Raw genomic sequence first — 24187 nt, forward strand, 5'->3', positions numbered from 1 at the left:
GGGTCAGGACGTTCTGCTTTCCACGAGGGTGGCGAGCGCAGCGGTGACCGAACGCCAGCCGTCGTAGAACCCGAGTTCCTCATGGCGGTCACGATCGGACGGACTCCGATGGCGCACGACGACGCTGTACTCGGTTCCGTCTGCGTGCTCGGCCAGCGTGATCTCGGCGGTCATGGGGACCGGAGCCGGTTCGGCAGGGCGCCACGAACTGTCGACGGCATTCGTGAACACCAGGCGCTCGTGGAGATCGACGACGAGGAAGACGGCATCCATGTGCGGGACGAAAGTGGTTCCGTCGTCGCTCATCCGGGTCACGAGCCCACCGCCCGGTTCGGGTTCGAGGCGGTCGACGCGGGTGACGGTCGGAGCCGGTGTCCACCACTTGGCGAAGTTCTCCGGCTGGGTCCACGCCTCCCAGATGCGTTGTCGCGGAGCACCGATCACCCGGTGCAGGGTCAGGTCGAGTTCTGGGTCGATCATGGTGTCTCCTCGGTGTCGGTCACGAAGTCTTCGAGACGGTCGGTGCGTTCGGTCCACACGGTGCGCTGATGTTCGAGCCACGTCGACAGACGGCGCATACGGCGCTTGTCGAGGGTGCACATCCGTGTGCGTCCGACCTTTCTGGTCAAGACGAGCCCGCTGTCCTCGAGCACGCGCAGGTGCTTCATGAACGACGGCAGGGTGATGGGGAAGGGTTCGGCGAGCTCGCCGACGCTGGCCGGCCCACGCCCCAGGCGTTCGACGACGGCGCGACGCGTGGGATCGGCGAGCGCGCCGAAGATCTCGTCGAGTGCGCCCGAACTATATGCCATGTGGCTAAGTGTTGCAGGTCCCATCGCTTAACTCAATGGCTAAGCGAAAATCTGGCATCGGCCTTGTGGAAAGTGCATCGCAATGTGCTGCTTTTCAGATACCATCGAATGTATGTACGAGGACTATTCGGACGCAACTGGCCTCTTGGCTACCGAGCATCTACGGTCCATCGTGGGTGGGCTGTCGGCAATGCCCGTGGGTCTCGAGGAGGCGGAGTCGGTGGATCGGCTCACTCTTCTAGAAGAGATCAAGTCGGCATGCACGGCGGCCCAGGTGCGTCAGACCGCGAATCTACGCGCTGCGCGCAGCCGACGAAGCCGCACGGAACGTACCGGAGCGCCGGCGCGGTCGCGGACTCGCCGCCGAGATCGGTCTTGCGCGCAAGGTCTCGCCCCGAAAGGGAAGCCGGTGCCTCGGATTCGCCCGCGCCCTGGCGCACGAGATGCCCCATACGATGGCGGCACTGACTTCCGGTGTGCTCACCGAGTGGCGGGCCACGATCCTGGTACGCGAAACCGCTTATCTGACACGTGAAGCGCGTGAGGAGATCGACCGCCGGATCTGCGCCGATCCCGCAGCGCTGGTGGGGGTGTCCGACCGCGAGATCGAGGCATCGGCCAAGCGCCACGCCTACGAGTTGGAGCCCGAAGCGGTGGTGGCACGTAAATCAAAAGCCGAGGAGGACCGCCGCGTCAGTGTGCGACCCGCGCCGGATCTGATGACGCAACTGTCGGTGCTGCTGCCGATGGCGGACGGGATCGCGGTGTACGCCGCGTTGAAGAAGCACGCCGACTCAGTGGTCGGACAGGACGACCGAAATCATGCACAGGTCATGACCGACACCCTGGTCGAACGTGTCACCGGACGCGCTGTCGCAGAGCCGACACCGATCGCGCTCAATGTCGTTCTGTCCGAACGGTCCTTGTTCGGCGTAGACGATTCGGCCGCCGACGTCCACGGATACGGACCGATCCCGGCGACGGTCGCGCGGCTACTGGTGGCCGATTCGGTGTCGCCCGAGGGGGACACCGCCTCGACGATGCGGAAGTTGTACGCGAGACCGTCCGACGGCGCGTTGGTGGCGATGGAGTCACGGGCACGAGCTTTCCCAACCACCCTCGCCCAGTTCATCCGGATGCGTGACCAACGGTGCCGGACTCCCTACTGCGGTGCACCGATCGTCGAGGTCGACCACGCCACACCCCATCGGCGCCACGGCCCGACGAGCGCGGTCAACGCTGATGGAACCTGCGTCCTGCACAACCGCGCCAAGGAGGCCCCCGGTTGGTTCTACGACGTGAAGATGGTCGACGGCGTCCGCGTCATCGACGTGATCACCCCGACCGCGCGACGACACCGCAGTGTCGCTCCACCCGCGATCGGGCATCAACCGCCAGGACGCAGCGGCGTCGAAACCAGCCTGATCCAGATACTCGCAGCGGCGTCATTGTGGATGGCGAACGCACAGTCCGGTGATGCTGTACTAGGTTGTTCGTCGTGGCGGTCCGCCACGTCGTTGTCGGTGCAAACTCGGGGGTTTGTATGGCTGAGCGGTTCGGTGTCGAGGAGCTGGGTGTCATCACCGGCGTGGGCGATGCGCTTGCTCGATGCTCCTCGGAGGCGCGAGCCCTGTGGAGTGGGAGGTCCGCCTTCGACGATGCGTCGGGGGCGATGCCGGCGTCGGCCATCGGTGGTGCGTGCGCCGGCAAAGACGACACCGTCCGTTCACTGCTGGGCCGCGCGGCGGCGAGGATGGACCAGGTGTCGCAGACCTGCTACCAGGCCGCCGGTGACGTCGCTGATACCGAGGAGTCCCTGGCCAGCGGCTTCCGTGCCATCAGCGAGTTCTGATGTCGCGTCCGTCGCGTTCCGTCGTCAACGGCTGGGACCTGATGTCTCTGGATGCGGTCGCGACTGCGCTCGACGCGGCCGTGGATGACCTGAGGGATCTCACCCAGAGGATGGCCGAAGCGCCGATGAAAGCGGGTGACTCCAAAGGGTGGGTGGGGGACTCCCAGCGGGGTTGTGAGACGCGCACCGACTCCGATCGAACCGAGATCAACAAACTCGGGGCCGACATCACCCGCGCCGCCACTGCGCTCCGGGATACGTCGTCTGCGATCAGTCCGAATCGCACCACCGCACTGGTTCGAGCGCTCGGGCTGGAACGGGACGAGTTCAGCGTTGCCGACGACTGGACGGTACGAGACACCCGAGACTATGCGGCCGAGCTCAAGGGCGTGGAGGCGGGAAGTGCGACCGAGCGCTCGATTCTCGACGCTCAGGCCGCCCGAGCGGAGGAGGCGAAGACGGCGACCCTCTCGTTGCATTCCCTGGCCGATCAGATGGGCGAGGACGATCGCAACGGGGCGAGAGTTCTCGCGGCAGCCTTTGGCGATGCCGAAGGTAATGCGCCACTCGCGTCGAGCTACTCGCCCGGCCAGGCGAGCATCGATGTCCAGGCCATCATGAGTGGTAGTGCCACGAAGGAGCAGAAAGATCGGTTCTTCCGTGCGACCAGCCTGACCGCGGAACAGCGGGCCGCGTTGGCCCGCGGGGACTTCGCGGAGATTTCGAAGGAGCAGTTCGATTACCTGAAAGCGATCTACACACCGAGTTGGGGTGGCGGACCCGAGGGGCAGCCGCTGTCTCTTGATGCGCTGAAGTCGTTCGGCGACAGATACATCGGCGCAGAGCGAGAGAACCTGAAACGAGGTCTCGGCGACGGCGTCTATCTGCTGGGGAACCCGAACTTGCGGACCAGACAGACCGATTCGAATTCGATCGCCGAGGTCTTGGGGACAAATACGCCACTCGTGGCAGGAGGATTGAACCAACTCCCAGCGCCGATACGGGACCTTCTGAGTGGTCCGGCAGCGTCGAAGGCGAGCATCTCCAACGATCCGTCTGGCGTAGACGGTAGCCGGATGATCGAGGTCACCCGGCTCGGCTCTGTTGACGACTTCAACGACCTCATGGATGTCCTGGAGCACCGGTCAGAGGACTCGGGTCTCGCCTCGTACGGGTCGCAATCTGTCCAGCTCGGGAGCGACGTCGACAGGGCGATCATTGCTCGTGCGAGCGAGATTGCCGGCGGGGACGTAAACGAGCGTTACATCACCGACCGGAACGAAACCATCTCGCACCCGTCCGTCGAGAGGCTGCTCGACAGAATGCTGGGAGTCGCTGGGTCCGACCACATTGCCGTCCACGATGCGGTGGTGGGGGCCACAGGCGGCTCGCACTCGTCGATGCCGGCAGTTCACAGTCTTGATGGGGGCGAGAAGCCCTACGACCCATCGCTGGCAATGAAAGAGCTATTCCAGTTCGACTGGGCAGACAAGGCAGGACGTGAACACGACGGGATCAACCGGTTGTTCAATTGGATGCCCGAGGTCGCCAGCACCCCAGATGGTGTGTCTGCCGAGCGCATGGCCGACGGCGTCAGATCCGGTCAGATCGCGAGCGAGCTGGCAAGGATCATCGCCGAGAACAAGAGTGACTTCGAAGACATGAACGGCGGGTCCGCTTCATTGGGTGAGGTCAACCCCGAACTGACGAGAACGCTTGCGCGAGCAGTCAGTCCGTTTCTGGCCGAACTGGCCGAGGTGGACCCGACGCTGTTCGACACTCGCGGTGTAACCGCCCTCGGCGAGGCGAATCAGTTCAAGTCGTTGTTCCAAATCCTCACCTCGGACCCGGAAGCCGGGCGCGTGATGAACACAAGCGCGCTCTGGCAAGCCAATGTGCTTGAACAGGTGTTCGGTAGCGACCCAGAGCGCACTGATCTCGGGGAAAAGGTGGCTCGACTACACGGTGGAATGACCGCCGGTATGAACGCGATGCTAGACGAAGATACTGCCGACCGGCGTTATGACGCGGCGCGCGACTACGCCCTGCACGGCGCCGCGTTCGATTCCGTGAAGTCGCTCGCAACAGGTATTCCCGGGTTGAGCCCGGCTATCAAGGGTGCGATTGACATAGCGGCTCCCTCGCTCAAGCTCGATGTCACCGGCTTACCGCCGAATCCTGAGGATGTTGGTTCAGCGACTGAATTCGCTTCTTTGCGCGCTAGCTTGTACAAGAACACAGACCTGGACCTGGTGTACCGAGAGATGCTCGAGGGCTACATATCCAGTCATCCGGAGTTTCTCGAGACGGATTCGTTCCGGTCCATCTATGGATCTCAAGCCTATGATCAGGATTTTCTGGACTCAGTTGCAAAGGACGGCCTACCGCCAGGCTGGGACGGAATCGCTCTCAAATCGGTTGTTCAGGAGCTTGTCGGAGCCCGCGGCAGCTATTTCTTCACCGACTACAACAACCAACTGGCAAGGATGAACGATAAAAACTTCGCGGACGGCGCGGGCTGGTGAGGCGATCCGCGCCACCCGCTGCAGTTGGCATGGCCGTGATGATGGCCCTCGCAATCTCGTCTTGCGGTTCGAGCGACAGTCCGGATGTGGGCGTGACCACGCCCGCGCATAGCGCTGTTCGGCCACCCGGATTCGATGTCACCTTCCGCTGGGTGGGGAACGACGAGTTCGATCCACTCTCTGCTGAAGGAACCTTCGTGCGCGCGTACGTGGAGTCGTTCTACCTTGCGCGAGAGGGGCAGTCCACGAAGTGGGCGTATCCGGGGTTCGTGAACGCATCGGCACCGGGGATTGAGCAACGAGTTCGCGCGATCCCGAGCGAAAGCGCTGAGGGCGGTCTCGTGGGGACGTCCGTATTCGTCGCGTCCAGGCGGGAGCGACTGGGTCCGCAAGACGAGATCGTTCTGTGCGAGTACGGTTACGCCTCTAGTGACAACTCAGGCGGGGCGGGAGCCTGGACCACTTACCCAAAAAGTGCAGTCCCATCCGTGATCACCTTCACTCGGTCGGGACAGGCGCCGCCCGCTCGGCAACGTGGCGCCGCTCGTGAGGCACGACTGGACGTATTCGGGGGGTGGCGAGCCGACCACTTCGAATTCGCAGCCGTCGGGCGCGACAACTCTGCGGAACTGGAGATCTGTCGAACGCACCCGGTCCCCGAAGGTGTGCTGCCTGAAGACGCGGTTAGGGGAACCGGCCCAACCCCGCGCCCGCCTGAGCCCCCGTCCCCCGGCTGGCCGGCGAACGGCGTCTGAGACGCCGGCACGCTTTCGTCCGTAGCGGAACCCGCGTCCTACACTTGTCGACCATGTGCACCGCCGGTACCGCGCCCATGATCGCCCCGTCCATCCTGTCCGCGGACTTCGCGAATCTCGCAGCCGAGGCCGCTGCGGTGGCGCAGCCGGGGGAGACCCGCGCCGACTGGTTGCACGTCGACGTGATGGACGCGCACTTCGTGCCGAACCTGACCCTGGGACTGCCGATCGTCGAGAGCCTGTTGAAGGCCACCGACATCCCGCTCGACTGCCACCTGATGATCGAGAACCCGGAGCGATGGGCGCCGCCGTACGCCGAGGCCGGAGCGCACAACGTGACCTTCCACGCCGAGGCCACCGAGAACCCGATCGGCGTCGCCCGCGACATCCGCGCCGCCGGGGCCAAGGCCGGGCTGTCGATCAAGCCTGGTACCGCGCTCGAGCCGTACCTGGAGATCCTGCGCGACTTCGACACCTTGCTGATCATGAGCGTCGAACCGGGGTTCGGCGGTCAGAAGTTCATCCCCGAGGTCCTCGACAAGGCCCGCGCCATCCGGAAGTTCATCGACGCCGAAGACCTGCGGCTCCTCGTCGAGATCGACGGAGGCATCAACGCCGACACCATCGAGGAGGCCGCCGAGGCCGGCATCGACTGCTTCGTCGCCGGTTCGGCCGTCTACGGCGCGAACGATCCCGGACAGGCCGTCGCCGCACTCCGCGAGTCGGCCGCCGCCGCACGGGCACAGACCCAGGGCTGAGCCGATGGACATCGCCGCCGCCATGGAACGCGCCATCAGCGCGTCCCGGGAGGCGATGGGGATCAGTTCGCCCAACCCACCCGTCGGCGCGGTCATCCTCGCGGCCGACGGCACCGTCGCCGGCGTCGGGGCGACACAACCACCCGGCGGGCCGCACGCCGAGGTGATGGCACTGCGAGCCGCAGGCGAGTCGGCGCGCGGCGGAACCGCGATCGTCACTCTCGAACCGTGCAACCACACCGGCCGGACCGGCCCGTGCGCGCAGGCGCTCATCGAGGCCGGGATCGCCGAAGTCCATTTCGCGGTGAGCGACCCGAATCCCGTTGCCGCCGGTGGTGCCGAGACGCTACAGGCCGCCGGGGTGCGCGTCACCGGGGGAGTTGCCGCAGAAGACGTCGAGAACGGACCACTCCGTCCGTGGCTCACCCGGCAGGATCTGGGCCGTCCGCACGTCACCGCGAAGATCGCGTCCGGTGTCGACGGCCGGATCGCAGCGCCCGACGGCACCAGTCAGTGGATCACCGGCCCGGAGGCCCGCGAGCACGCGCACACACAGCGCGCCCGGATCGACGCCATCGTCATCGGTACCGGTACTGCGCTGGCCGACAACCCCACGCTCACCGCGCGCACCGCCGCCGGCGCACTGCACCCGCACCAGCCCGCGCGCGTGGTCCTCGGTCACCGCGACATCCCGGCCGACGCCCGGCTCCGGGATCCGGCCGGCGGACCGCTGGTCCGCATCGACTCCCACGACCCCGCCGACGTCCTCGCCGCGCTGCCCGACGCGCTGTGGGTGCTGGTCGAAGGCGGGCCACACATCCTCGGCGCGTTCTTCGCGGCGGGCCTCGTCGACGAGGTGCACGCCTACGTCGCCCCGCTGGTGCTGGGTGCCGGTCGCAGTTCGGTCGAGATCCCGGGCGTGACCACCCTCGACGACGGCCAGCGGTTCAGCACGAGATCGGTGACCCGACTCGGAGAGGACGTCCTCGTCACACTGTCGCGACCGTCGACCACCCCGCGCGACAGCTGAGCGGGACGACATGCCCCCGATGCATTTCGCTCACCGGAATCGCAATGCGACTGACATCGCCGACCGTGCTAGCGTCGATGTCACCAGTTCTCGGGGCGGGGTGGAAATCCCCACCGGCGGTGATGAGGGTGCGGTGGATCCGCATCGTCCAGCCCGCGAGCGCCTGCCACCAGGCAGGGACAGCAGATTCGGTGCGAATCCGAAGCCGACGGTCACAGTCCGGATGCGAGAGAACAGGCGACACGAGGCCGCCCTGTCTGCTCCGAGCGAGCAGGAGGAGTGCGTGTTCACCGGAATCGTGGAAGAACTCGGCGTCATCGCCGACCGCGAGGATCTTTCCGACGCCGCCCGATTCACCGTCCGCGGGCCCGTGGTCACCGCCGACGCCGGTCACGGCGACTCCATCGCCGTCAACGGCGTGTGTCTGACGGTCGTCGACCTCCGTCCCGGTGAGTTCACCGTCGACGTGATGGGCGAGACCCTGCGCCGGAGTTCGCTGTCCGACCTCGCCGCCGGAAGCACCGTCAACCTCGAACGCGCAATGCCCGCGAACGGCCGCTTCGGCGGCCACATCGTGCAGGGACACGTCGACGGCACCGGCACGATCGCCGCGGTCAACCCGTCGGAGAACTGGACGGTCGTACGGATCGCCGTGCCCGCGGCGCTCACCCGGTATCTCGTCGAGAAGGGTTCCATCACCGTGGACGGGGTGTCCCTCACCGTGTCCGCGGTCGGCGGGTCCGGCGACGACTCCTGGTTCGAGATCTCCCTGATCCCGACGACCCTCAACGAGACCAACCTCGGCGCCGCCCGACCCGGCACCGTGGTCAACCTCGAAGTCGACGTCATCGCCAAATACGTCGAGCGCCTTCACCTGGGTTCGGACACGACTGGTACTCCTGATGTAGCGGGGGCGAAATGAGCACAACGAGTGAGGTTCTGATGAGCGAGTCACCGCGCGAGGGGAACGACGCGACGGCAACCGAGGGTGGCGGCGCCGTCGCCTTCGACACGATCGAGCGCGCCATCGCCGACATCGCCGCCGGCAAGGCGGTCGTCGTGGTCGACGACGAGGATCGTGAGAACGAGGGCGACCTGATCTTCGCGGCGGAGAAGGCGACCCCCGAACTGGTGGCGTTCATGGTGCGCTACACCTCCGGCTACCTGTGCGTCCCGCTCGACGGCGACGCCTGCGACCGGCTCGGCCTGCCGCCGATGTACTCGATGAACCAGGACAAGCACGGCACCGCCTACACCGTGACCGTCGATGCCCGGGAGGGCATCGGTACCGGTATCAGCGCCGCCGACCGCGCCACCACCATGCGTCTGCTGGCCGACCCCGACGCCGCGGCGGCCGACTTCACCCGACCCGGCCACGTCGTCCCGCTGCGAGCCAAGGAGGGCGGCGTGCTGCGTCGTCCCGGGCACACCGAGGCCGCGGTCGACCTCGCCCGCCTGGCCGACCTCGCCCCGGCCGGCGTGATCTGCGAGATCGTCAGCCAGAAGGACGTCGGCTCGATGGCGCAGACCGACGAGCTGCGTGTGTTCGCCGACGAGCACGACCTCGCACTGATCTCGATCGCCGACCTCATCGCGTGGCGCCGCCGTCACGAGAAGCACGTGGTCCGCGTCGCCGACGCCCGGATTCCCACCCGGCACGGCGACTTCCGTGCCGTCGGCTACTCCAGCGTCTACGACGACGTCGAACACGTCGCGCTCGTCAAGGGAGACGTCACCGGCGAGGACGGCGAGGGCCACGACGTCCTGGTCCGGGTGCACTCGGAGTGCCTGACGGGCGACGTCTTCGGGTCGCTGCGCTGCGACTGCGGCCCGCAGTTGGACGCCGCGATGGAGATGGTGGCCGACGAGGGCCGCGGGATCATCCTGTACATGCGCGGGCACGAGGGTCGCGGGATCGGGCTGTTGCACAAACTGCAGGCCTACCAGCTGCAGGACGCGGGGTCCGACACCGTCGACGCCAACCTGGAACTGGGCCTGCCCGCCGATTCGCGGGACTACGGACTCGGTGCCCAGATCCTCGTCGATCTCGGCGTACGGTCGATGCGTCTGCTGACCAACAACCCCGCCAAGCGCGTGGGGCTCGATGGATACGGTCTGCACATTGTCGACCGGGTCGCGATGCCGGTGCGCGCCAACGCCGAGAATCTGCGGTACCTGCGTACCAAGCGTGACCGGATGGGCCACGATCTGATCGGGCTCGACGATCACGTCCAGCCCACCGACGGCGCGTCCGAAGGAGCACCTGCATGAGCGGCCACGGAGAGCCGACCCTCGAACTCGCCGACGCCGGCTCGCTGCGTCTGGCGATCGTCTCGTCGCAGTGGCACGAGGTCGTCTGCGGCGCGCTCCTCGACGGTGCCATCCGGGCCGCGCGCGACAACGGCGTCGTCGACCCGACCATCGTGCAGGTGGCCGGCGCCATCGAGCTGCCCGTCATCGTGCAGGCACTCGCGCGGACGCACGACGCGGTCGTCGCGCTGGGCGTCGTGATCAAGGGTGAGACACCGCATTTCGAGTATGTGTGTGACGCGGTGACCGCCGGCCTGACACGGGTGTCGCTCGACGAGTCGACCCCGGTCGGCAACGGAGTCCTGACCGTGCTCACCGAGGACCAGGCGATCGCACGGGCCGGACTCCCGGGCTCGACGGAGGACAAGGGCGCACAGGCGACGGTCGCCGCGCTGGCGTCGGCGCTGACCCTGCGCGCGCTCGCGCGCGGCGAAACCCTCCCGGTGGCGGTCGGAGGAGCATCGGCGTGAGTCCCGCGGACACCCCGCCGACCGACTCCACCGGCTGGGACCTGGTCTACCGGCCCCGCAACCTACCGCGGTGGGCCATCGCCGCCGCGGTCGTGGTGATGGCCATCCACATCACGTTCGGTCTGCTGCTCACGATCGACGACGTCGGAGTCCGCAATCTCGGCGGTTCCGACCAGATCGCGATCATCCTCATCGGCGTGCTCATCTCGGCAGCCATCCTGCTGTTCACCCGCCCGCGACTGCGCGTCGGAGCCGCCGGCGTCGAGGTGCGCAACCTGGTGTCGGCGCGGCTCTTCGAATGGGACCGTGTTCTCGGTCTCACCTACCCGGAGCAGGGTTTCGGGGCGTGGCTGCTCTTCCCGGCCGATGAACACATCACCGTCCTGGCCGTTCAGGCCGGTGACGGTCAGCGCGCCATCGACGCGATGGGTCGATTCCGCGAACTCGAGGAGCGCTACCGCGGGACTGTCCGGCCCGGACACTAGCCTGGAACACGTGGCCGACCCGACTACCTACCGACCCGCCCCGGGGTCCATCCCGACCGATCCCGGGGTGTACAAGTTCCGCGACGAGCATCGTCGTGTCATCTACGTGGGCAAGGCCAAGAACCTCCGGTCGAGGCTGACGTCGTACTTCGCCGACATCGCCTCGCTGCACCCCCGCACCCGTCAGATGGTGACGACGGCCGCCTCCGTCGAGTGGACGGTGGTCGGCACCGAGGTCGAGGCGCTGCAGCTCGAATACAACTGGATCAAGGAATTCGACCCGCGCTTCAACGTCCGCTACCGCGACGACAAGAGCTACCCGATGCTCGCGGTCACCCTGAACGAGGAGTACCCGCGCCTGTTCGTGTACCGGGGTCCGCGCCGGCGTGGCGTGCGCTACTTCGGTCCGTACGCGCACGCGTGGGCGATCCGCGAGACGGTCGACCTGCTGACCCGGGTCTTCCCGGCCCGGACCTGCTCGGCCGGTGTGTTCAAACGGCATCGGCAGATCGACCGCCCGTGTCTGCTCGGCTACATCGACAAGTGCTCCGCCCCCTGCGTCGGGCGGGTGGATGCCGAGGAACACCGGGAGATCGTCGAGGACTTCTGCGATTTCCTCGCGGGCCGCACCGACCTGATGATCCGCAAGATGGAACGGGACATGAACGTCGCGGCCGAGGAGCTCGACTTCGAGCGTGCCGCGCGGTTGCGTGACGACATCGGTGCGATGCGACGCGCCATGGAGAAGCAGGCGGTCGTGCTCGGCGACGGCACCACCGCCGACGTGATCGCGCTCGCCGGCGATCAGCTCGAGGTGTCGGTCCAGGTGTTCCACGTCCGCGACGGACGGGTGCGCGGCCAGCGCGGATGGGTGGTCGAGCGCAGCGACAACGGCACCGACGGCGATGTGGTGGGGGAGTTCATCACCCAGTTCTACGGCGCCCAGGTCGATTTCGACGCCACCGTCGACGTCGGGACCGATCGGGCACACGGGGAGTCGATACCTCGTGAGGTGCTGGTGCCGGAGTTGCCGTCCGACGCCGAGGAGCTCGAGGAGTGGCTGTCCGGTCTCCGCGGCAGCCGGGTGCGGTTGCGGGTGCCCCAGCGCGGCGACAAGAAGGCGCTGTTCGAGACCGTCGCCCGCAACGCCGGCGAAGCTCTTGCGCAGCACAAACTCCGACGCGCGGGCGATCTCACGACCCGATCGGCGGCGCTCACCGAACTGCAGGAGTCGCTACTGCTCGATCAGGCGCCGCTGCGCATCGAGTGCGTCGACATCTCGCACGTGCAGGGCACCGATGTGGTCGCCTCCCTCGTGGTCTTCGAAGACGGTCTGCCGCGTAAGTCCGACTATCGGCACTACTCGATCCGGCACGCCGCTGGCGAGGGCCGATCCGACGACGTCGCGTCCATCGCCGAGGTCACTCGACGCCGGTTCCTGCGCCACCGCACCGACCGCGATGCGCCGCCACCGGTGTCCGGCGAGATCAGCGCGGCGGCCGACACCACGGCGCAACCGCGGAAGTTCGCCTACCCGCCGAACCTCTTCGTCGTCGACGGCGGTGCGCCCCAGGTGCACGCCGCCGCGGCGGTCCTCGACGAACTCGGCATCACCGACGTCTCGGTGATCGGGCTCGCCAAACGCCTCGAGGAGGTGTGGGTGCCCGGCGACGACGACCCGATGATCCTGCCGCGCAACAGCCAGGCACTGTTCCTGCTGCAACGGGTGCGCGACGAGGCCCATCGGTTCGCCATCACGTTCCACCGCAGCAAGCGCAGCAAGCGCATGACCGAGTCGGTGCTCGACGGGGTCCCCGGCCTCGGCCGAACCCGCCGCACCGCGCTGGTGACCCACTTCGGTTCGGTTGCGCGCCTGCGCGAGGCATCGTTGGATGAGATATCCCAGGTGCCCGGGATCGGCCTCACCACGGCGCGTGCGGTCCAGACCGCGCTCTCCGGCGAGGTGGCGGCGCCCGACCAGACCCCGAACCCGGCCCCGATCCCGGAGCGGGCCGAGAAGGAGATGACGGTGGCGACCGGTGACGCGGGACGAGGTGCCGATGAGTGACCACACCGAAGTGCAGAGCGCGGCGATCGCCGAGGCGAACGACACCGACTTCACCGTCCTGTTCGTGACGGGGATGTCCGGCGCGGGACGCTCCACCGCGGCGAACGTGCTCGAGGACGACGGCTGGTACGTCGCCGACAACGTGCCTCCCTCGCTGATCTCGACGATGGTCGGGATGGTCCGCGAAGACGATCCGGCGATCACCCGGCTCGCCATGGTCTTGCGCGCGTCCGACGCCAACCTGGCCCATCAGCTCGAACAGCTGCGGGACCGTCTCGAAGAGTCCGGGATCCGGACCCGGCTCCTCTACCTCGACGCCAGCGACCAGGTGCTGGTTCGCCGTTTCGAGCAGGTTCGTCGCCGACATCCGTTGCAGGGCAAGGAAACCCTCGTCGAGGGGATCGCCCGCGAACGGGCGATCCTCGCCCCGATCAAGAACGTGGCCGATCTGGTGGTGGAGACGTCGGCGCTGACGGCGGCCAAACTGCGCGCGATCGTCGAGGGCGTCGCGCCGGGCGACACCGAACCGCGGCTGTCGATCGCGGTGCAGTCGTTCGGCTTCAAGTACGGTCTGCCCATCGATTCCGATCTCGTCGCCGACGTCCGCTTCCTGCCCAATCCGCACTGGATCGACGAACTGCGCGATCACAACGGCCGGGAGGCGCCGGTCCGCGACTACGTCCTCGGCCAGCCCGACGCCGACGGATTCCTCGATCTCTACACCGGCCTGGTCTCGATCGTGGGCCGCGGTTACCTGCGAGAAGGCAAGCGCTACATGACCATCAGCGTCGGCTGCACCGGCGGCAAGCACCGCAGCGTCGCCATCGCCGAGGAACTGTCGGCTCGGTTGCGCCGCGCCGTCGACGACGCCGGCCACGCGTCCTATGACGTCCGGGTCATGCATCGCGATCTGGGGCGCGAATGAGCTCCCGGGAACCCCGGATCGTCGCCCTCGGCGGCGGTCACGGCCTGTACGCGACGCTGACCGCGATGCGCTATTTGAGCGCCGACATCACGGCGGTGGTCACCGTCGCCGACGACGGGGGGTCGTCGGGACGGTTGCGCGCCGAACTCGGACTCATCCCGCCCGGTGACCTGCGAATGGCGCTCGCCGCGTTGATGAGTACGCCCGACGGGTTGCCGGACCCACAGGCCGCCGACGGCCCCGCGGCCCGCCGCCGGCACGAACTGTGGGCCGAGGTGCTCCAGCACCGCTTCGGCGGCCGTGGGGCGCTCGCCGGGCACCCCATCGGCAATCTGCTCCTCGCCGGACTCACCGAGGTGCTCGGCGACACCGTGGGGGCCCTCGCCGAGTTGCGGGAGATCTTCGGCATCACGGGGCACGTGCTGCCGATGTCGACCGTGCCCCTCGACATCGAGGCCGACGTCTCGGGACTCGAGGCCGATCCACGCATCAGTCGCGAGATCCGGGGACAGGTCGCGGTGGCCACCACGCCCGGCAAGGTGCGCCGCGTCCGGCTGTTGCCCGGCGACCCACCGGCCTGCGAATCGGCGCTGACCGCAATAGAATCGGCCGACCTGCTGATGCTGGGGCCGGGCTCCTGGTTCTCGAGCGTGATCCCGCACGTGCTCGTCCCCGAACAGTTGAAGGCCTTGCAGCGCAGCAGCGCTCGCAAGGTCCTCGTGGTCAATCTGGCCCCCGAGCCGGGGGAGACCCCGGGGTTCTCGGTCGAGCGCCACCTCCACGTCCTGCACGCCCATGCGAACACCTTCCGCGTCGACCACGTCCTCGTGGACGCGTCGTCGGTGCCCGCGGGACGGGAACGCGATCACCTCGTGCGTGCGGCCGGATTGTTCGGCGCGGAGCTGAATGTCGGAGACGTCGCGGTGCCGGGCCGGCAGGTCCATGACCCGGCGAAAGTCGCCGCCGTGGTGAACGAACTGTGCGAAGGTGAACTGACCCGTTACTCTGACCGAGCGGACGCCTGATTCGGGCGATGTCTCCGCGATTTTCACTCGAGGGACGTGTGGTCTGTTGACAGGAGGACAGGTACCGGTGGCGATGACGGCGGCGGTGAAGGACGAACTCAGTCGCCTGTCGGTGACTCAGGTGAGTTGCCGGAGAGCCGAGGTGTCCGCGCTGCTGCGTTTCGCCGGCGGTCTGCACATCGTCGCGGGTCGCGTGGTGGTCGAGGCCGAGGTGGACATGGGCAACGTGGCGCGCCGGTTGCGCCGCGAGATCCACGACCTCTACGGCTACGCCTCGGACGTCCACGTCCTGCGCGGTGGCGGGCTGCGGAAGTCGGCGCGCTACATCGTGCGGATCACCAAGGACGGCGAAGGCCTGGCACGACAGACCGGGCTGCTCGACCTGCGCGGCCGCCCGGTGCGCGGCCTGCCCGCCCAGGTCGTCGGCGGTAGTGTCGCCGACGCCGAGGCCGCCTGGCGCGGAGCATTTCTCGCGCACGGCTCGCTCACCGAGCCGGGCCGGTCGTCGGCCCTGGAGGTCAGCTGTCCCGGGCCGGAGGCGGCGCTCGCCCTCGTCGGCGCGGCCCGACGCCTCGGTGTCACGGCCAAGGCCCGCGAGGTCCGCGGGGCCGACCGCGTCGTCATCCGCGACGGCGAGGCCATCGGGGCGTTGCTGACCCGGATGGGGGCCCACGACACGAGGCTCGTGTGGGAGGAACGCCGGATGCGGCGCGAGGTGCGCGCCACCGCCAACCGCCTGGCCAACTTCGACGACGCCAATCTGCGTCGATCGGCGCGTGCGGCGGTCGCCGCCGCGGCCCGCGTGGAACGCGCGCTGGACATCCTCGGCGACGAGGTGCCCGACCATCTGATCGCGGCCGGACAGCTCCGGATCACCCATCGGCAGGCGTCGCTGGAGGAGCTCGGTCAGCTCGCCGACCCGCCGATGACCAAGGACGCCGTCGCCGGGCGCATCCGCCGCCTGCTGTCGATGGCCGACAAGAAGGCCCGCCAGGACGGCATCCCCGACACCGAATCCGCGGTGACCTCCGAGCTGCTCGACGAGGCCTGACACGGACCTGCGGTGTGCCGAGCCGAGGGTCGCCTACTAGGCTGGTGGCGACGTGGGCGAAGGCGTGACCACTCAGGTGTGCTTCGCTGACCGCTCACGCGCGGCCAGACCGGGCTTGACCACCAGGCCCGACCATGAATACCGCTAAGGAGCACAACTGTGACTGTTCGGGTAGGCGTCAACGGATTCGGCCGGATCGGCCGCAACTTCTTCCGTGCCGTCGAAGCGCAAAAAGCTTTGGGCACCACCGACATCGAGATCGTCGCGGTCAACGACCTGACCGACAACGCGACCCTCGCGCACCTGCTGAAGTTCGACTCCATCCTCGGTCGCCTGTCCGACGACGTCACCCTCGAGGGCGACGACACCATCGTCGTCGGGGAGCAGAAGATCAAGGCCCTCGAGGTCAAGGAAGGTCCGGCCGCCATCCCGTGGGGCGACCTGGGCGTCGACGTGGTCGTCGAGTCGACCGGCATCTTCACCGCCCGCGCCAAGGCTCAGGGACACCTCGATGCCGGCGCCAAGAAGGTCATCATCTCCGCCCCCGCCTCGGACGAGGACATCACCATCGTGATGGGCGTCAACGACGACAAGTACGACGGCAGCCAGAACATCATCTCGAACGCCTCGTGCACCACCAACTGCCTCGGCCCGCTGGCCAAGGTCCTCAACGACGAGTTCGGCATCGTCAAGGGCCTCATGACCACGATCCACGCCTACACCCAGGACCAGAACCTGCAGGACGGCCCGCACAAGGACCTGCGTCGCGCCCGCGCCGCCGCCATCAACATCGTGCCGACCTCGACCGGTGCCGCCAAGGCCATCGGCCTGGTGCTCCCGGAGCTGAAGGGCAAGCTCGACGGCTACGCGCTGCGTGTCCCGATCCCCACCGGTTCGGTCACCGACCTCACCGCCCAGCTGTCGAAGACCGCCACCGCCGAGCAGATCAACGCCGCGCTCAAGGCCGCTGCCGACGGTCCGCTCAAGGGCATCCTGAAGTACTACGACGCACCGATCGTCTCGTCCGACATCGTCACCGACCCGCACAGCTCGCTGTTCGACGCCGGCCTGACCAAGGTGATCGACGACCAGGCCAAGGTCGTGTCCTGGTACGACAACGAGTGGGGCTACTCCAACCGCCTCGTCGACCTCATCGGTCTCGTCGGCAAGTCGCTCTGACCCACCCCCAACGACCTTAGGAGTCAACGCCTCATGGGTGTTCCCACTCTGAAAGACCTTCTGGACGAAGGTGTTTCGGGCAGGGGTGTGCTGGTCCGGTCGGATTTCAACGTCCCGCTCGACGGGTCGACGATCACCGATCCGGGTCGCATCCTCGCGTCCCTGCCGACGCTCAACGCGCTCATCGACGCCGGTGCCAAGGTGATCATCACCGCGCACCTGGGTCGTCCGAAGGGCGAGCCGGATCCGAAGTTCTCGCTGGCACCGGTGGCCGCCCGCCTCGGTGAGGAACTCGGCCGCAACGTGCAGCTCGCCGGTGACGTTGTCGGCACCGACGCGCTGGCCCGCGCGGAAGGACTCACCGACGGCGACGTCCTGCTGCTGGAGAACATCCGCTTCGATCCGCGGGAGACCGCCAAGGACGACGCCGAGCGCGAGGCGCTCGCCAAGGCGCTGGTCGAGCTCGTCGGCGACGACGGCGCGTTCGTCTCCGACGGCTTCGGAGTGGTGCACCGCAAGCAGGCCTCGGTCTACGACGTCGCCAAGCTGCTCCCGCACTACGCGGGCGAGCTGGTGGCGGCCGAGGTCGACGTGCTGTCCAAGCTCACCGAAGAGGTGACGCGACCCTACGCCGTCGTCCTCGGCGGATCGAAGGTGTCGGACAAGCTCGGTGTCATCGAGGCGTTGGCCCCCAAGGTCGACACGCTGGTCATCGGCGGCGGTATGGCGTTCACCTTCCTTGCCGCACAAGGGCATTCGGTGGGGTCCTCGCTGCTGCAGGAAGATCAGATCGACGTCTGCAAGAGCCTGCTCGAGCGGTTCGGTGACGTCATCCACCTGCCGGTCGACGTCGTGGTGGCCGACAAGTTCGCCGCCGACGCCGAATCGGACACGGTGGCCTCGGACGCCATTCCCGACGGCTGGATGGGTCTGGACATCGGGCCGGAATCGGTGAAGCGGTTTGCCGCGGTCCTCTCCGGCGCCAAGACCATCTTCTGGAACGGCCCGTCGGGTGTGTTCGAGTTCGAGAAGTTCTCGGCGGGCACCCGCGGTGTCGCCGAGGCGATCGCCGGTGCGACGGGCAACGGTGCGTTCACCGTGGTCGGTGGCGGCGACTCGGCGGCCGCGGTCCGCACTCTGGGTCTGCCCGACTCCGATTTCTCGCACATCTCCACCGGAGGTGGCGCATCGCTGGAGTACCTCGAGGGCAAGGAACTCCCCGGACTGAAGGTTCTGGAGAGCTGATCCATGGCGACTCGTAAACCGCTCATCGCGGGCAACTGGAAGATGAATCTGAACCATCTCGAGGCCATCGCGCTGGTTCAGAAGATCGCCTTCGCCCTCCCGGCGAAGTACTTCGACAAGGTCGACGTGACGGTCATCCCGCCGTTCACCGACATCCGCAGCGTGCAGACGGTCGTCGACGGCGACAAGCTCCTGCTCACCTACGGTGCGCAAGACCTGTCGGCGCACGACTCGGGCGCCTACACCGGCGAGATCAGCGGTGCGTTCCTCGCGAAGCTCGGCTGCACCTTCGTGGTGGTCGGGCACTCCGAGCGGCGCACCCTGCACAACGAGACCGATGAGGTCGTGCTGGCCAAGACCAAGGCCGCGCTCAAGCACGAACTCACCCCGATCGTGTGCATCGGTGAGGGGCTCGACGTCCGCGAGGCCGGCGACCACGTGGCCTACAACGTGGCGCAGCTCAAGGGATCGCTCGCCGGTCTGTCCGCGGCCGAGATCGCTCAGACCGTCATCGCGTACGAGCCGGTCTGGGCGATCGGCACCGGCCGGGTGGCGAGTGCGGACGACGCCCAGGAGGTGTGCAAGGCGATCCGTGAGGCGCTGGTCGAGATCGCCGACGCCGAGACCGCGGCATCGGTGCGGATCCTCTACGGCGGATCGGTCAACGCCAAGAACGTCGGCGACATCGTCGGACGTCCCGACGTCGACGGCGCCCTGGTCGGCGGCGCATCGCTGAAGTCCGACGAGTTCGCGACGCTGTCGGCGATCGCCGCGGGTGGCCCCTTGCCCTGACGGGTCGCACCCACGCGTACACTGTGGCAGGTTGGCCTCTTTTCGGGGGTTGACCTGCCACAGCTGTATGTAGGGGCTTTACGGAAGGGCGTTGCGACTCGTGACTGTGCAAGGTGCACTCGACATCGGATTGATCGTGACCAGCGTGTTGCTGATCGTGCTCATCCTGCTGCACCGCGGCAAGGGTGGCGGTCTGTCGTCGCTGTTCGGCGGCGGTGTCCAGTCCAGCCTCTCGGGCTCGAGCGTCGTCGAACGCAACCTGGACCGGTTGACGATCTTCGTCGGGCTCATCTGGGTGATCTTCATCGTCGGCGTGGGCGTCGACATCAAACTGTCCGGCTAGCCACCGTACGCGCCTCGGGATGCCGCGCCCGTGAGTTGCCGGGATACTTGACGGCATGAGTGAAACCGTCCCCGCGCGGGGAGTCCCGGACTGGCGCCCATCGATCTCCATCGTCGACCACATCGTCGTCGACGACGAGGGCCGAGCACTCACCGAACCCCTACGGGAGGACATCCGCCTTCTCGGCGGGATCCTGGGTGACGTCGTCCGCGAGCACTCCGGCAGCGACGTCTTCGATCTCGTCGAAGCCGCCCGCGTGGCCGCATTCCGGGTGCGCCGCAACGAGATCGACCGCACCGAGCTCGCCGACATGTTCGTCGATCTGGACATCTCCACCGCGGTCCCGGTCATCCGCGCGTTCAGCCACTTCGCCCTGCTGGCGAACCTGGCCGAGGACATCCACCGTGAGCGGCGCCGCGCCATCCACGTCCGGGCCGGAGACCCGCCCCAGGACAGCAGCCTCGCCGCCACCTACCGCAAGCTCGCCGAGGCGGGACTCGGCGACGACGAGGTCGGCCGGGCGCTGGCCGATGCCGCCGTGGTGCCGGTCATCACCGCTCACCCCACCGAGACCCGCCGACGCACCGTCTTCGAGGCCCAGAACCGCATCACCGAGCTGATGCGGTTCCGCGGCCGGACCGAGCTGATGCCGGACGAGGACGCGGCGGTCACCGAGTCGATCCGGCGGCAGATCCTGACGCTCTGGCAGACCGCCCTCATCCGGCTCGAACGTCTCACGATCCAGGACGAGATCCGTTCCGGGCTCCGCTATTACGACGCCTCGTTCTTCGAGGTCGTGCCCGCCATCAACACCGCGGTACGCACCGCGCTGCGCTCGGCGTACCCCGACGCCGGACTCGCCGACGAACCGATGATCCGGATGGGGTCCTGGATCGGCGGCGACCGCGACGGCAATCCGTTCGTGAACTCCGAGGTGGTGACCCTAGCCACCACGCTCGCCGCGCAGACCGCAGTCGGACATCACCTGGCCGAACTCGAGAGTCTCGCACAGGAACTCAGCATGTCGGCCCGGCTCATCGACGCCAGCGACACCCTGTTCGACCTCGCCGGGGCCGACGCCGACGACCCGGGGGCCGACGAACCCTTCCGGCTCGCCCTGCGCGCCATCCGGTCCCGTCTGGTGGCGACCGCCCGGGAGATGTTCGACGACGACTTCCTCACCTCGAGCGACCTCTTCCTCATCGACGGGAAACAGCCGTACGGCGACGCCGCCGAACTCCTCGCCGACCTCGATGTGATCGACGGCGCGCTGCGCGCGAACAACGACGACACGATCGCCGACGACCGGTTGCTCGCCCTGCGAGAAGCCGTGCGCACCTTCGGGTTCCACCTGTCCGGACTGGACATGCGGCAGAACTCCGACATGCACGAGGAAGTGGTCGCCGAGCTGCTCGCGTGGGCGGGTGTGCATCCGGACTATGCGTCGCTCGACGAGTCCGAGCGCGTCGAGATCCTCTCCGCGGAACTGCGTGCGCGTCGACCGTTGACCAGTCCCGACGCCGAGCTGAGCGAGCTGGCCACCAAGGAACTCGGAATCGTCCGGGCCGCCGCCAGGGCGGTCGCGACCTTCGGTCCCGCGGCCGTGCCCAACTATGTGATCAGCATGTGCACGTCGGTCAGTGACATGCTCGAGGCGCTGATCCTGCTCAAGGAGGCAGGCCTCTACGACGCGAATGACGGTTCTCCACGCTGTACGGTCCGCGTGGTTCCGCTGTTCGAGACGATCGAGGATCTCCAGCAGGGCGCAGCGACCCTCCTCGCCGTTCTCGACGTCCCGTTCTATCGGGCGATGGTCGAGTCCCAGAACGGGATTCAGGAGATCATGCTCGGCTACTCGGACTCGAACAAGGACGGCGGCTACATGGCCGCGAACTGGGCGCTCTACCGCGCCGAGCTCGATCTGGTCGACGTGGCGTCGCGGTCGGGCATCAGGTTGCGTCTGTTCCATGGGCGCGGCGGGACCGTCGGGCGCGGCGGTGGTCCCAGTTACGACGCCATCCTGGCCCAGCCGCCCGGCGCGGTTCAGGGCTCGCTGCGCATCACCGAGCAGGGCGAGATCATCGCCGCGAAGTACGCCGAACCGGTCACGGCGCGGCGCAACCTGGAGACGCTGCTCGCCGCGACCATCGAGTCCTCACTCCTGGACACCGAAGGCCTCGGCGACGAATCCGACTCGGCCTACGAAATCATGGACGACATCGCGGCGAAAGCGCGAGCCGCATACAGCCGGCTGGTTCACGAGACACCGGGATTCGTCGAGTACTTCACCACCTCGACGCCCCTGTCGGAGATCGGTGCCCTCAACATCGGCAGCCGGCCGGCGTCGCGCAAGCAGACCGAGAAGATCTCCGATCTGCGGGCGATCCCGTGGGTGCTCTCGTGGACGCAGTCGCGCGTGATGCTGCCCGGCTGGTACGGCACGGGCTCGGCGTTCGAGGAATGGGTCGGGGACGATCCGGAGCGGCTGGAGACGTTGCGGCGGTACTACGCCAAGTGGCCGTTCTTCCGCACCGTGATGTCGAACATGGCTCAGGTACTGGCGAAGTCGGACATGGGCCTGGCCCACCGGTACGCGCAGCTGGTGCCCGACGAGGAGCTGCGCGAGCGGGTGTTCGGCATGATCGTCGACGAACACGAGCGGACGATCGCGATGTGCGCGAAGATCACCGGCACCGACGACCTGCTCCACGACAACGCCGCGCTGAAGCGGTCGGTCTACAACCGCTTCCCGTATCTCGAGCCGCTCAACCTGCTGCAGGTCGAGCTGCTGCGGCGCTTCCGCGCGGGGGAGGACACCCCGATCGTGCGGCGCGGGATCCAGCTCACCATGAACGGCCTCGCCACCGCGCTGCGGAACTCGGGCTAGCGGACGGTCACCGGATGTCGGCGGCGGCCGCGTCGTCGAGGAACCAGATGGTCTCCTCGGTGCCGCGCGCCCCGGCGGCGGGCCAGTCGGCCGGGTCCGCGCCACCGTGTGCGGCACCGACCGCCTCGGCCTTGTCGGCGCCGGCGACCAGGAACCACACCTGCCGGGAACGGTTGACGACGGGCAGGGTCAGGGTGATCCGGCGCGGCGGCGGCTTCGGCGAATCCTCGACGGCGACCACCGACTTCGTGGTCTCCGCGGTGGCCGCAGTGTGCGGGAACAACGAGTTGATGTGTCCCTCACCGCCCATGCCGAGCAGATGGAGATCGAACTCCGGCGCCACGCCGTCGCTCGACCGGCCGGCGAGAATCGCGGCGTAATCCGCGGCGGCGGCCTCGATGTCGTCGCCGAGCGGTCCGTCCGACGGCGCCATCGGGAACACCCGCGACGGGTCGACGGGCACGGTGTCGAGCAGCGCCTCGCGCGCCTGACCCGAATTGCGTTCCGGATCGTCGGCGGGGACGAAACGGTCGTCGCCCCAGTAGATGTCGACCTTGGACCAGTCGATGGTGCCGCTGTCGGCGGCGAGCGCCGACAGCAGGCCGATCCCGTTGCTGCCGCCGGTCAGCACCACACTCGCGACGCCGCGTTCGGCTTGGGCTCGGGTCACGAGATCCACGAACCGGGTCGCGGCGGTCTCGACGAGTTCCTGCTTGGAGTCGAAGACGAGGGTCTCGGTGGTCATCGGGCGGCAACTCCTTCGGTGTCATCTGTGAACTCGACCTCGGGGACACCCTTGAGTGCTTCGAAGTACACCTCGTCGGTGTCGAGTCGTCGTAGCTCCTCCGCGATACACGCGGGAAGTTCACGCCGGCCCATGGCGACGCGTCCATCGGGTTTGCCGGGCATCGTCAGCACGGCGTTGTTCTCCTCGTCGACGGCGAGGATGGTCGGACCCTCGTCGCGGTGGAGTCGGATCTCGAAACTGCCGCGGCGGCGTCGCGTCGGGACGTTCAGGGTGGACCGCAGCCAACCGGCGATCAGGTCCACCGAGGGCGAGTTCTGCGACCCGGTGACCACGACCTCGGTGATCGGGGTGTGCGGCGGTCGGTCGACCGCGGACGCGAGGATCGCGCGCCAGTGGGTGATGTGGGTCCAGGCGAGGTCGGTGTCGCCGGGGGAGTAGGTCTCGAGGCGCTGCGCCAGCACCGTGAGCGAGTCGCCCGCCTTGCTCGCGTCGACGATGCGCCGGTGCCCGAGTTTGCCGAGCGGATCGTCGGCGGGGCGTCGTGGTCCCTTGCCCGGCCACCAGGTGACGACCGGGGTGTCGGGGAGGAGGAAGGGGGTCACCACGCTGTCCGGATGGTCGGCGAGTTCGCCCTGCAGCGACAGCACGACCACCTCGGAGGCGCCGGCATCGCCGCCCACGCGGATCTGCGCATCGAGCCGTGAGTCGCCTTCACGCACACCGCGATACACGACGATGACGCGGCTGGGGTGCTCGCGGCTCGCGCCGACCGCCGCCTCGATGGCCCCTTCCATCGGCTCACCGAGTTCGACGCACACGACCAGGGTGAGCACGCGACCCAGACTCAGCGCGCCGCCTGCGGCGCGCACCTCGATGATCTTCTTGGCGACCTTTCCGGTCGACGTGTCGGGCAGTTCGACGATCATC

Annotated in this window: 21 protein-coding genes, 1 pseudogene and 1 riboswitch; of the genes and pseudogenes, 18 read left to right on the forward strand and 4 right to left on the reverse strand. The window is 67.7% G+C overall.

Annotated elements, in window-relative coordinates:
- Window positions 1-3 precede the first annotated feature (3 nt).
- Both A9310_RS20320 and A9310_RS20325 read right to left on the reverse strand, forming a co-directional pair.
- Window positions 4-480 (reverse strand): SRPBCC domain-containing protein, encoded by a 477-nt coding sequence (locus tag A9310_RS20320; protein WP_065632143.1) that lies wholly within the window; start codon window positions 478-480, stop codon window positions 4-6.
- A complete protein-coding gene (locus tag A9310_RS20325) occupies window positions 477-812 on the reverse strand; it encodes a helix-turn-helix transcriptional regulator (protein ID WP_065632144.1) in 336 nt (111 codons plus the stop codon). The genes A9310_RS20320 and A9310_RS20325 overlap by 4 nt, the downstream gene beginning before the upstream one ends.
- Window positions 813-1002: 190 nt before the next feature.
- Here A9310_RS20325 and A9310_RS25335 point away from each other — a divergent pair.
- The 18 genes and pseudogenes from A9310_RS25335 to ppc all read left to right on the forward strand — a co-directional run.
- A pseudogene (locus A9310_RS25335) lies at window positions 1003-2257 on the forward strand (DUF222 domain-containing protein); the annotation flags it as partial.
- 98 nt (window positions 2258-2355) lie between these two features.
- Complete coding sequence (locus A9310_RS20330; RefSeq protein WP_065632145.1) at window positions 2356-2664, forward strand: hypothetical protein; 309 nt, start codon at window positions 2356-2358, stop codon at window positions 2662-2664.
- On the forward strand, window positions 2664-5189 hold the full coding sequence (locus A9310_RS20335; protein WP_065632146.1) for a hypothetical protein: 2526 nt from the start codon (window positions 2664-2666) through the stop codon (window positions 5187-5189). The genes A9310_RS20330 and A9310_RS20335 overlap by 1 nt, the downstream gene beginning before the upstream one ends.
- An 808-nt stretch (window positions 5190-5997) precedes the next feature.
- Window positions 5998-6702 (forward strand): ribulose-phosphate 3-epimerase, encoded by a 705-nt coding sequence (gene rpe, locus A9310_RS20340; protein ID WP_065632147.1) that lies wholly within the window; start codon window positions 5998-6000, stop codon window positions 6700-6702.
- A 4-nt stretch (window positions 6703-6706) separates the two neighbouring features.
- Complete coding sequence (ribD, locus tag A9310_RS20345; protein ID WP_065632148.1) at window positions 6707-7732, forward strand: bifunctional diaminohydroxyphosphoribosylaminopyrimidine deaminase/5-amino-6-(5-phosphoribosylamino)uracil reductase RibD; 1026 nt, start codon at window positions 6707-6709, stop codon at window positions 7730-7732.
- A gap of 82 nt (window positions 7733-7814) precedes the next feature.
- Window positions 7815-7971: riboswitch (FMN riboswitch) on the forward strand.
- A gap of 44 nt (window positions 7972-8015) precedes the next feature.
- Window positions 8016-8654, forward strand: coding sequence for a riboflavin synthase (locus tag A9310_RS20350; protein ID WP_058250564.1), 639 nt, complete (start codon window positions 8016-8018; stop codon window positions 8652-8654).
- A 20-nt stretch (window positions 8655-8674) separates the two neighbouring features.
- On the forward strand, window positions 8675-10003 hold the full coding sequence (locus A9310_RS20355) for a bifunctional 3,4-dihydroxy-2-butanone-4-phosphate synthase/GTP cyclohydrolase II (RefSeq protein WP_065632149.1): 1329 nt from the start codon (window positions 8675-8677) through the stop codon (window positions 10001-10003).
- Complete coding sequence (gene ribH / locus A9310_RS20360; RefSeq protein WP_058250361.1) at window positions 10000-10512, forward strand: 6,7-dimethyl-8-ribityllumazine synthase; 513 nt, start codon at window positions 10000-10002, stop codon at window positions 10510-10512. Before A9310_RS20355 ends, ribH begins: the two co-directional genes overlap by 4 nt.
- Complete coding sequence (locus A9310_RS20365; protein WP_058250362.1) at window positions 10509-10997, forward strand: PH domain-containing protein; 489 nt, start codon at window positions 10509-10511, stop codon at window positions 10995-10997. Before ribH ends, A9310_RS20365 begins: the two co-directional genes overlap by 4 nt.
- 10 nt (window positions 10998-11007) lie before the next feature.
- Window positions 11008-13065 carry an excinuclease ABC subunit UvrC gene (uvrC, locus tag A9310_RS20370; RefSeq protein ID WP_065632150.1) on the forward strand — a complete coding sequence of 686 codons (2058 nt, stop codon included), beginning with the start codon at window positions 11008-11010 and terminating at the stop codon, window positions 13063-13065.
- Complete coding sequence (rapZ, locus tag A9310_RS20375; protein ID WP_065632222.1) at window positions 13058-13990, forward strand: RNase adapter RapZ; 933 nt, start codon at window positions 13058-13060, stop codon at window positions 13988-13990. The genes uvrC and rapZ overlap by 8 nt, the downstream gene beginning before the upstream one ends.
- Window positions 13987-15015, forward strand: a complete 1029-nt coding sequence (yvcK, locus tag A9310_RS20380) for a uridine diphosphate-N-acetylglucosamine-binding protein YvcK (protein WP_065632151.1) — start codon at window positions 13987-13989, stop codon at window positions 15013-15015. Before rapZ ends, yvcK begins: the two co-directional genes overlap by 4 nt.
- Before the next feature lie 73 nt (window positions 15016-15088).
- Window positions 15089-16066 (forward strand): DNA-binding protein WhiA, encoded by a 978-nt coding sequence (whiA, locus tag A9310_RS20385; RefSeq protein WP_174316851.1) that lies wholly within the window; start codon window positions 15089-15091, stop codon window positions 16064-16066.
- A gap of 159 nt (window positions 16067-16225) precedes the next feature.
- A complete protein-coding gene (gap, locus tag A9310_RS20390) occupies window positions 16226-17245 on the forward strand; it encodes a type I glyceraldehyde-3-phosphate dehydrogenase (protein WP_058250365.1) in 1020 nt (339 codons plus the stop codon).
- 33 nt (window positions 17246-17278) lie between these two features.
- Window positions 17279-18490 carry a phosphoglycerate kinase gene (gene pgk / locus A9310_RS20395; RefSeq protein ID WP_058250366.1) on the forward strand — a complete coding sequence of 404 codons (1212 nt, stop codon included), beginning with the start codon at window positions 17279-17281 and terminating at the stop codon, window positions 18488-18490.
- A gap of 3 nt (window positions 18491-18493) precedes the next feature.
- Window positions 18494-19282, forward strand: a complete 789-nt coding sequence (gene tpiA / locus A9310_RS20400; protein WP_065632152.1) for a triose-phosphate isomerase — start codon at window positions 18494-18496, stop codon at window positions 19280-19282.
- Window positions 19283-19388: 106 nt separating this feature from the next.
- Window positions 19389-19625: a preprotein translocase subunit SecG gene (gene secG / locus A9310_RS20405; RefSeq protein ID WP_010841002.1), complete on the forward strand. Its 237-nt coding sequence runs from the start codon at window positions 19389-19391 to the stop codon at window positions 19623-19625.
- A 55-nt stretch (window positions 19626-19680) separates the two neighbouring features.
- Entirely contained in the window at window positions 19681-22512 is a 2832-nt protein-coding gene (gene ppc, locus A9310_RS20410) for a phosphoenolpyruvate carboxylase (RefSeq protein WP_065632153.1), read from the forward strand.
- Window positions 22513-22519: 7 nt separating this feature from the next.
- Here ppc and pgl read toward each other — a convergent pair whose 3' ends face one another.
- Entirely contained in the window at window positions 22520-23257 is a 738-nt protein-coding gene (gene pgl, locus A9310_RS20415) for a 6-phosphogluconolactonase (RefSeq protein WP_058250369.1), read from the reverse strand.
- Entirely contained in the window at window positions 23254-24186 is a 933-nt protein-coding gene (locus tag A9310_RS20420; RefSeq protein WP_065632154.1) for a glucose-6-phosphate dehydrogenase assembly protein OpcA, read from the reverse strand. Before A9310_RS20420 ends, pgl begins: the two co-directional genes overlap by 4 nt.
- Window position 24187: the final 1 nt, after the last annotated feature.

Source organism: Gordonia sp. UCD-TK1 (assembly GCF_001691435.1).
GTDB lineage: Bacteria > Actinomycetota > Actinomycetes > Mycobacteriales > Mycobacteriaceae > Gordonia > Gordonia hongkongensis.

Bases quoted from the DNA above. Each gene is read 5' to 3' on its own strand.
- A9310_RS20320 (WP_065632143.1), bottom strand. From the start codon at position 480: ATGATCGACCCAGAACTCGACCTGACCCTGCACCGGGTGATCGGTGCT.
- A9310_RS20325 (WP_065632144.1), bottom strand. From the start codon at position 812: ATGGCATATAGTTCGGGCGCACTCGACGAGATCTTCGGCGCGCTCGCC.
- A9310_RS20330 (WP_065632145.1), top strand. From the start codon at position 2,356: ATGGCTGAGCGGTTCGGTGTCGAGGAGCTGGGTGTCATCACCGGCGTG.
- A9310_RS20335 (WP_065632146.1), top strand. From the start codon at position 2,664: ATGTCGCGTCCGTCGCGTTCCGTCGTCAACGGCTGGGACCTGATGTCT.
- rpe (WP_065632147.1), top strand. From the start codon at position 5,998: ATGTGCACCGCCGGTACCGCGCCCATGATCGCCCCGTCCATCCTGTCC.
- ribD (WP_065632148.1), top strand. From the start codon at position 6,707: ATGGACATCGCCGCCGCCATGGAACGCGCCATCAGCGCGTCCCGGGAG.
- A9310_RS20355 (WP_065632149.1), top strand. From the start codon at position 8,675: ATGAGCGAGTCACCGCGCGAGGGGAACGACGCGACGGCAACCGAGGGT.
- ribH (WP_058250361.1), top strand. From the start codon at position 10,000: ATGAGCGGCCACGGAGAGCCGACCCTCGAACTCGCCGACGCCGGCTCG.
- rapZ (WP_065632222.1), top strand. From the start codon at position 13,058: ATGAGTGACCACACCGAAGTGCAGAGCGCGGCGATCGCCGAGGCGAAC.
- yvcK (WP_065632151.1), top strand. From the start codon at position 13,987: ATGAGCTCCCGGGAACCCCGGATCGTCGCCCTCGGCGGCGGTCACGGC.
- whiA (WP_174316851.1), top strand. From the start codon at position 15,089: ATGACGGCGGCGGTGAAGGACGAACTCAGTCGCCTGTCGGTGACTCAG.
- pgk (WP_058250366.1), top strand. From the start codon at position 17,279: ATGGGTGTTCCCACTCTGAAAGACCTTCTGGACGAAGGTGTTTCGGGC.
- tpiA (WP_065632152.1), top strand. From the start codon at position 18,494: ATGGCGACTCGTAAACCGCTCATCGCGGGCAACTGGAAGATGAATCTG.
- ppc (WP_065632153.1), top strand. From the start codon at position 19,681: ATGAGTGAAACCGTCCCCGCGCGGGGAGTCCCGGACTGGCGCCCATCG.
- pgl (WP_058250369.1), bottom strand. From the start codon at position 23,257: ATGACCACCGAGACCCTCGTCTTCGACTCCAAGCAGGAACTCGTCGAG.
- A9310_RS20420 (WP_065632154.1), bottom strand. From the start codon at position 24,186: ATGATCGTCGAACTGCCCGACACGTCGACCGGAAAGGTCGCCAAGAAG.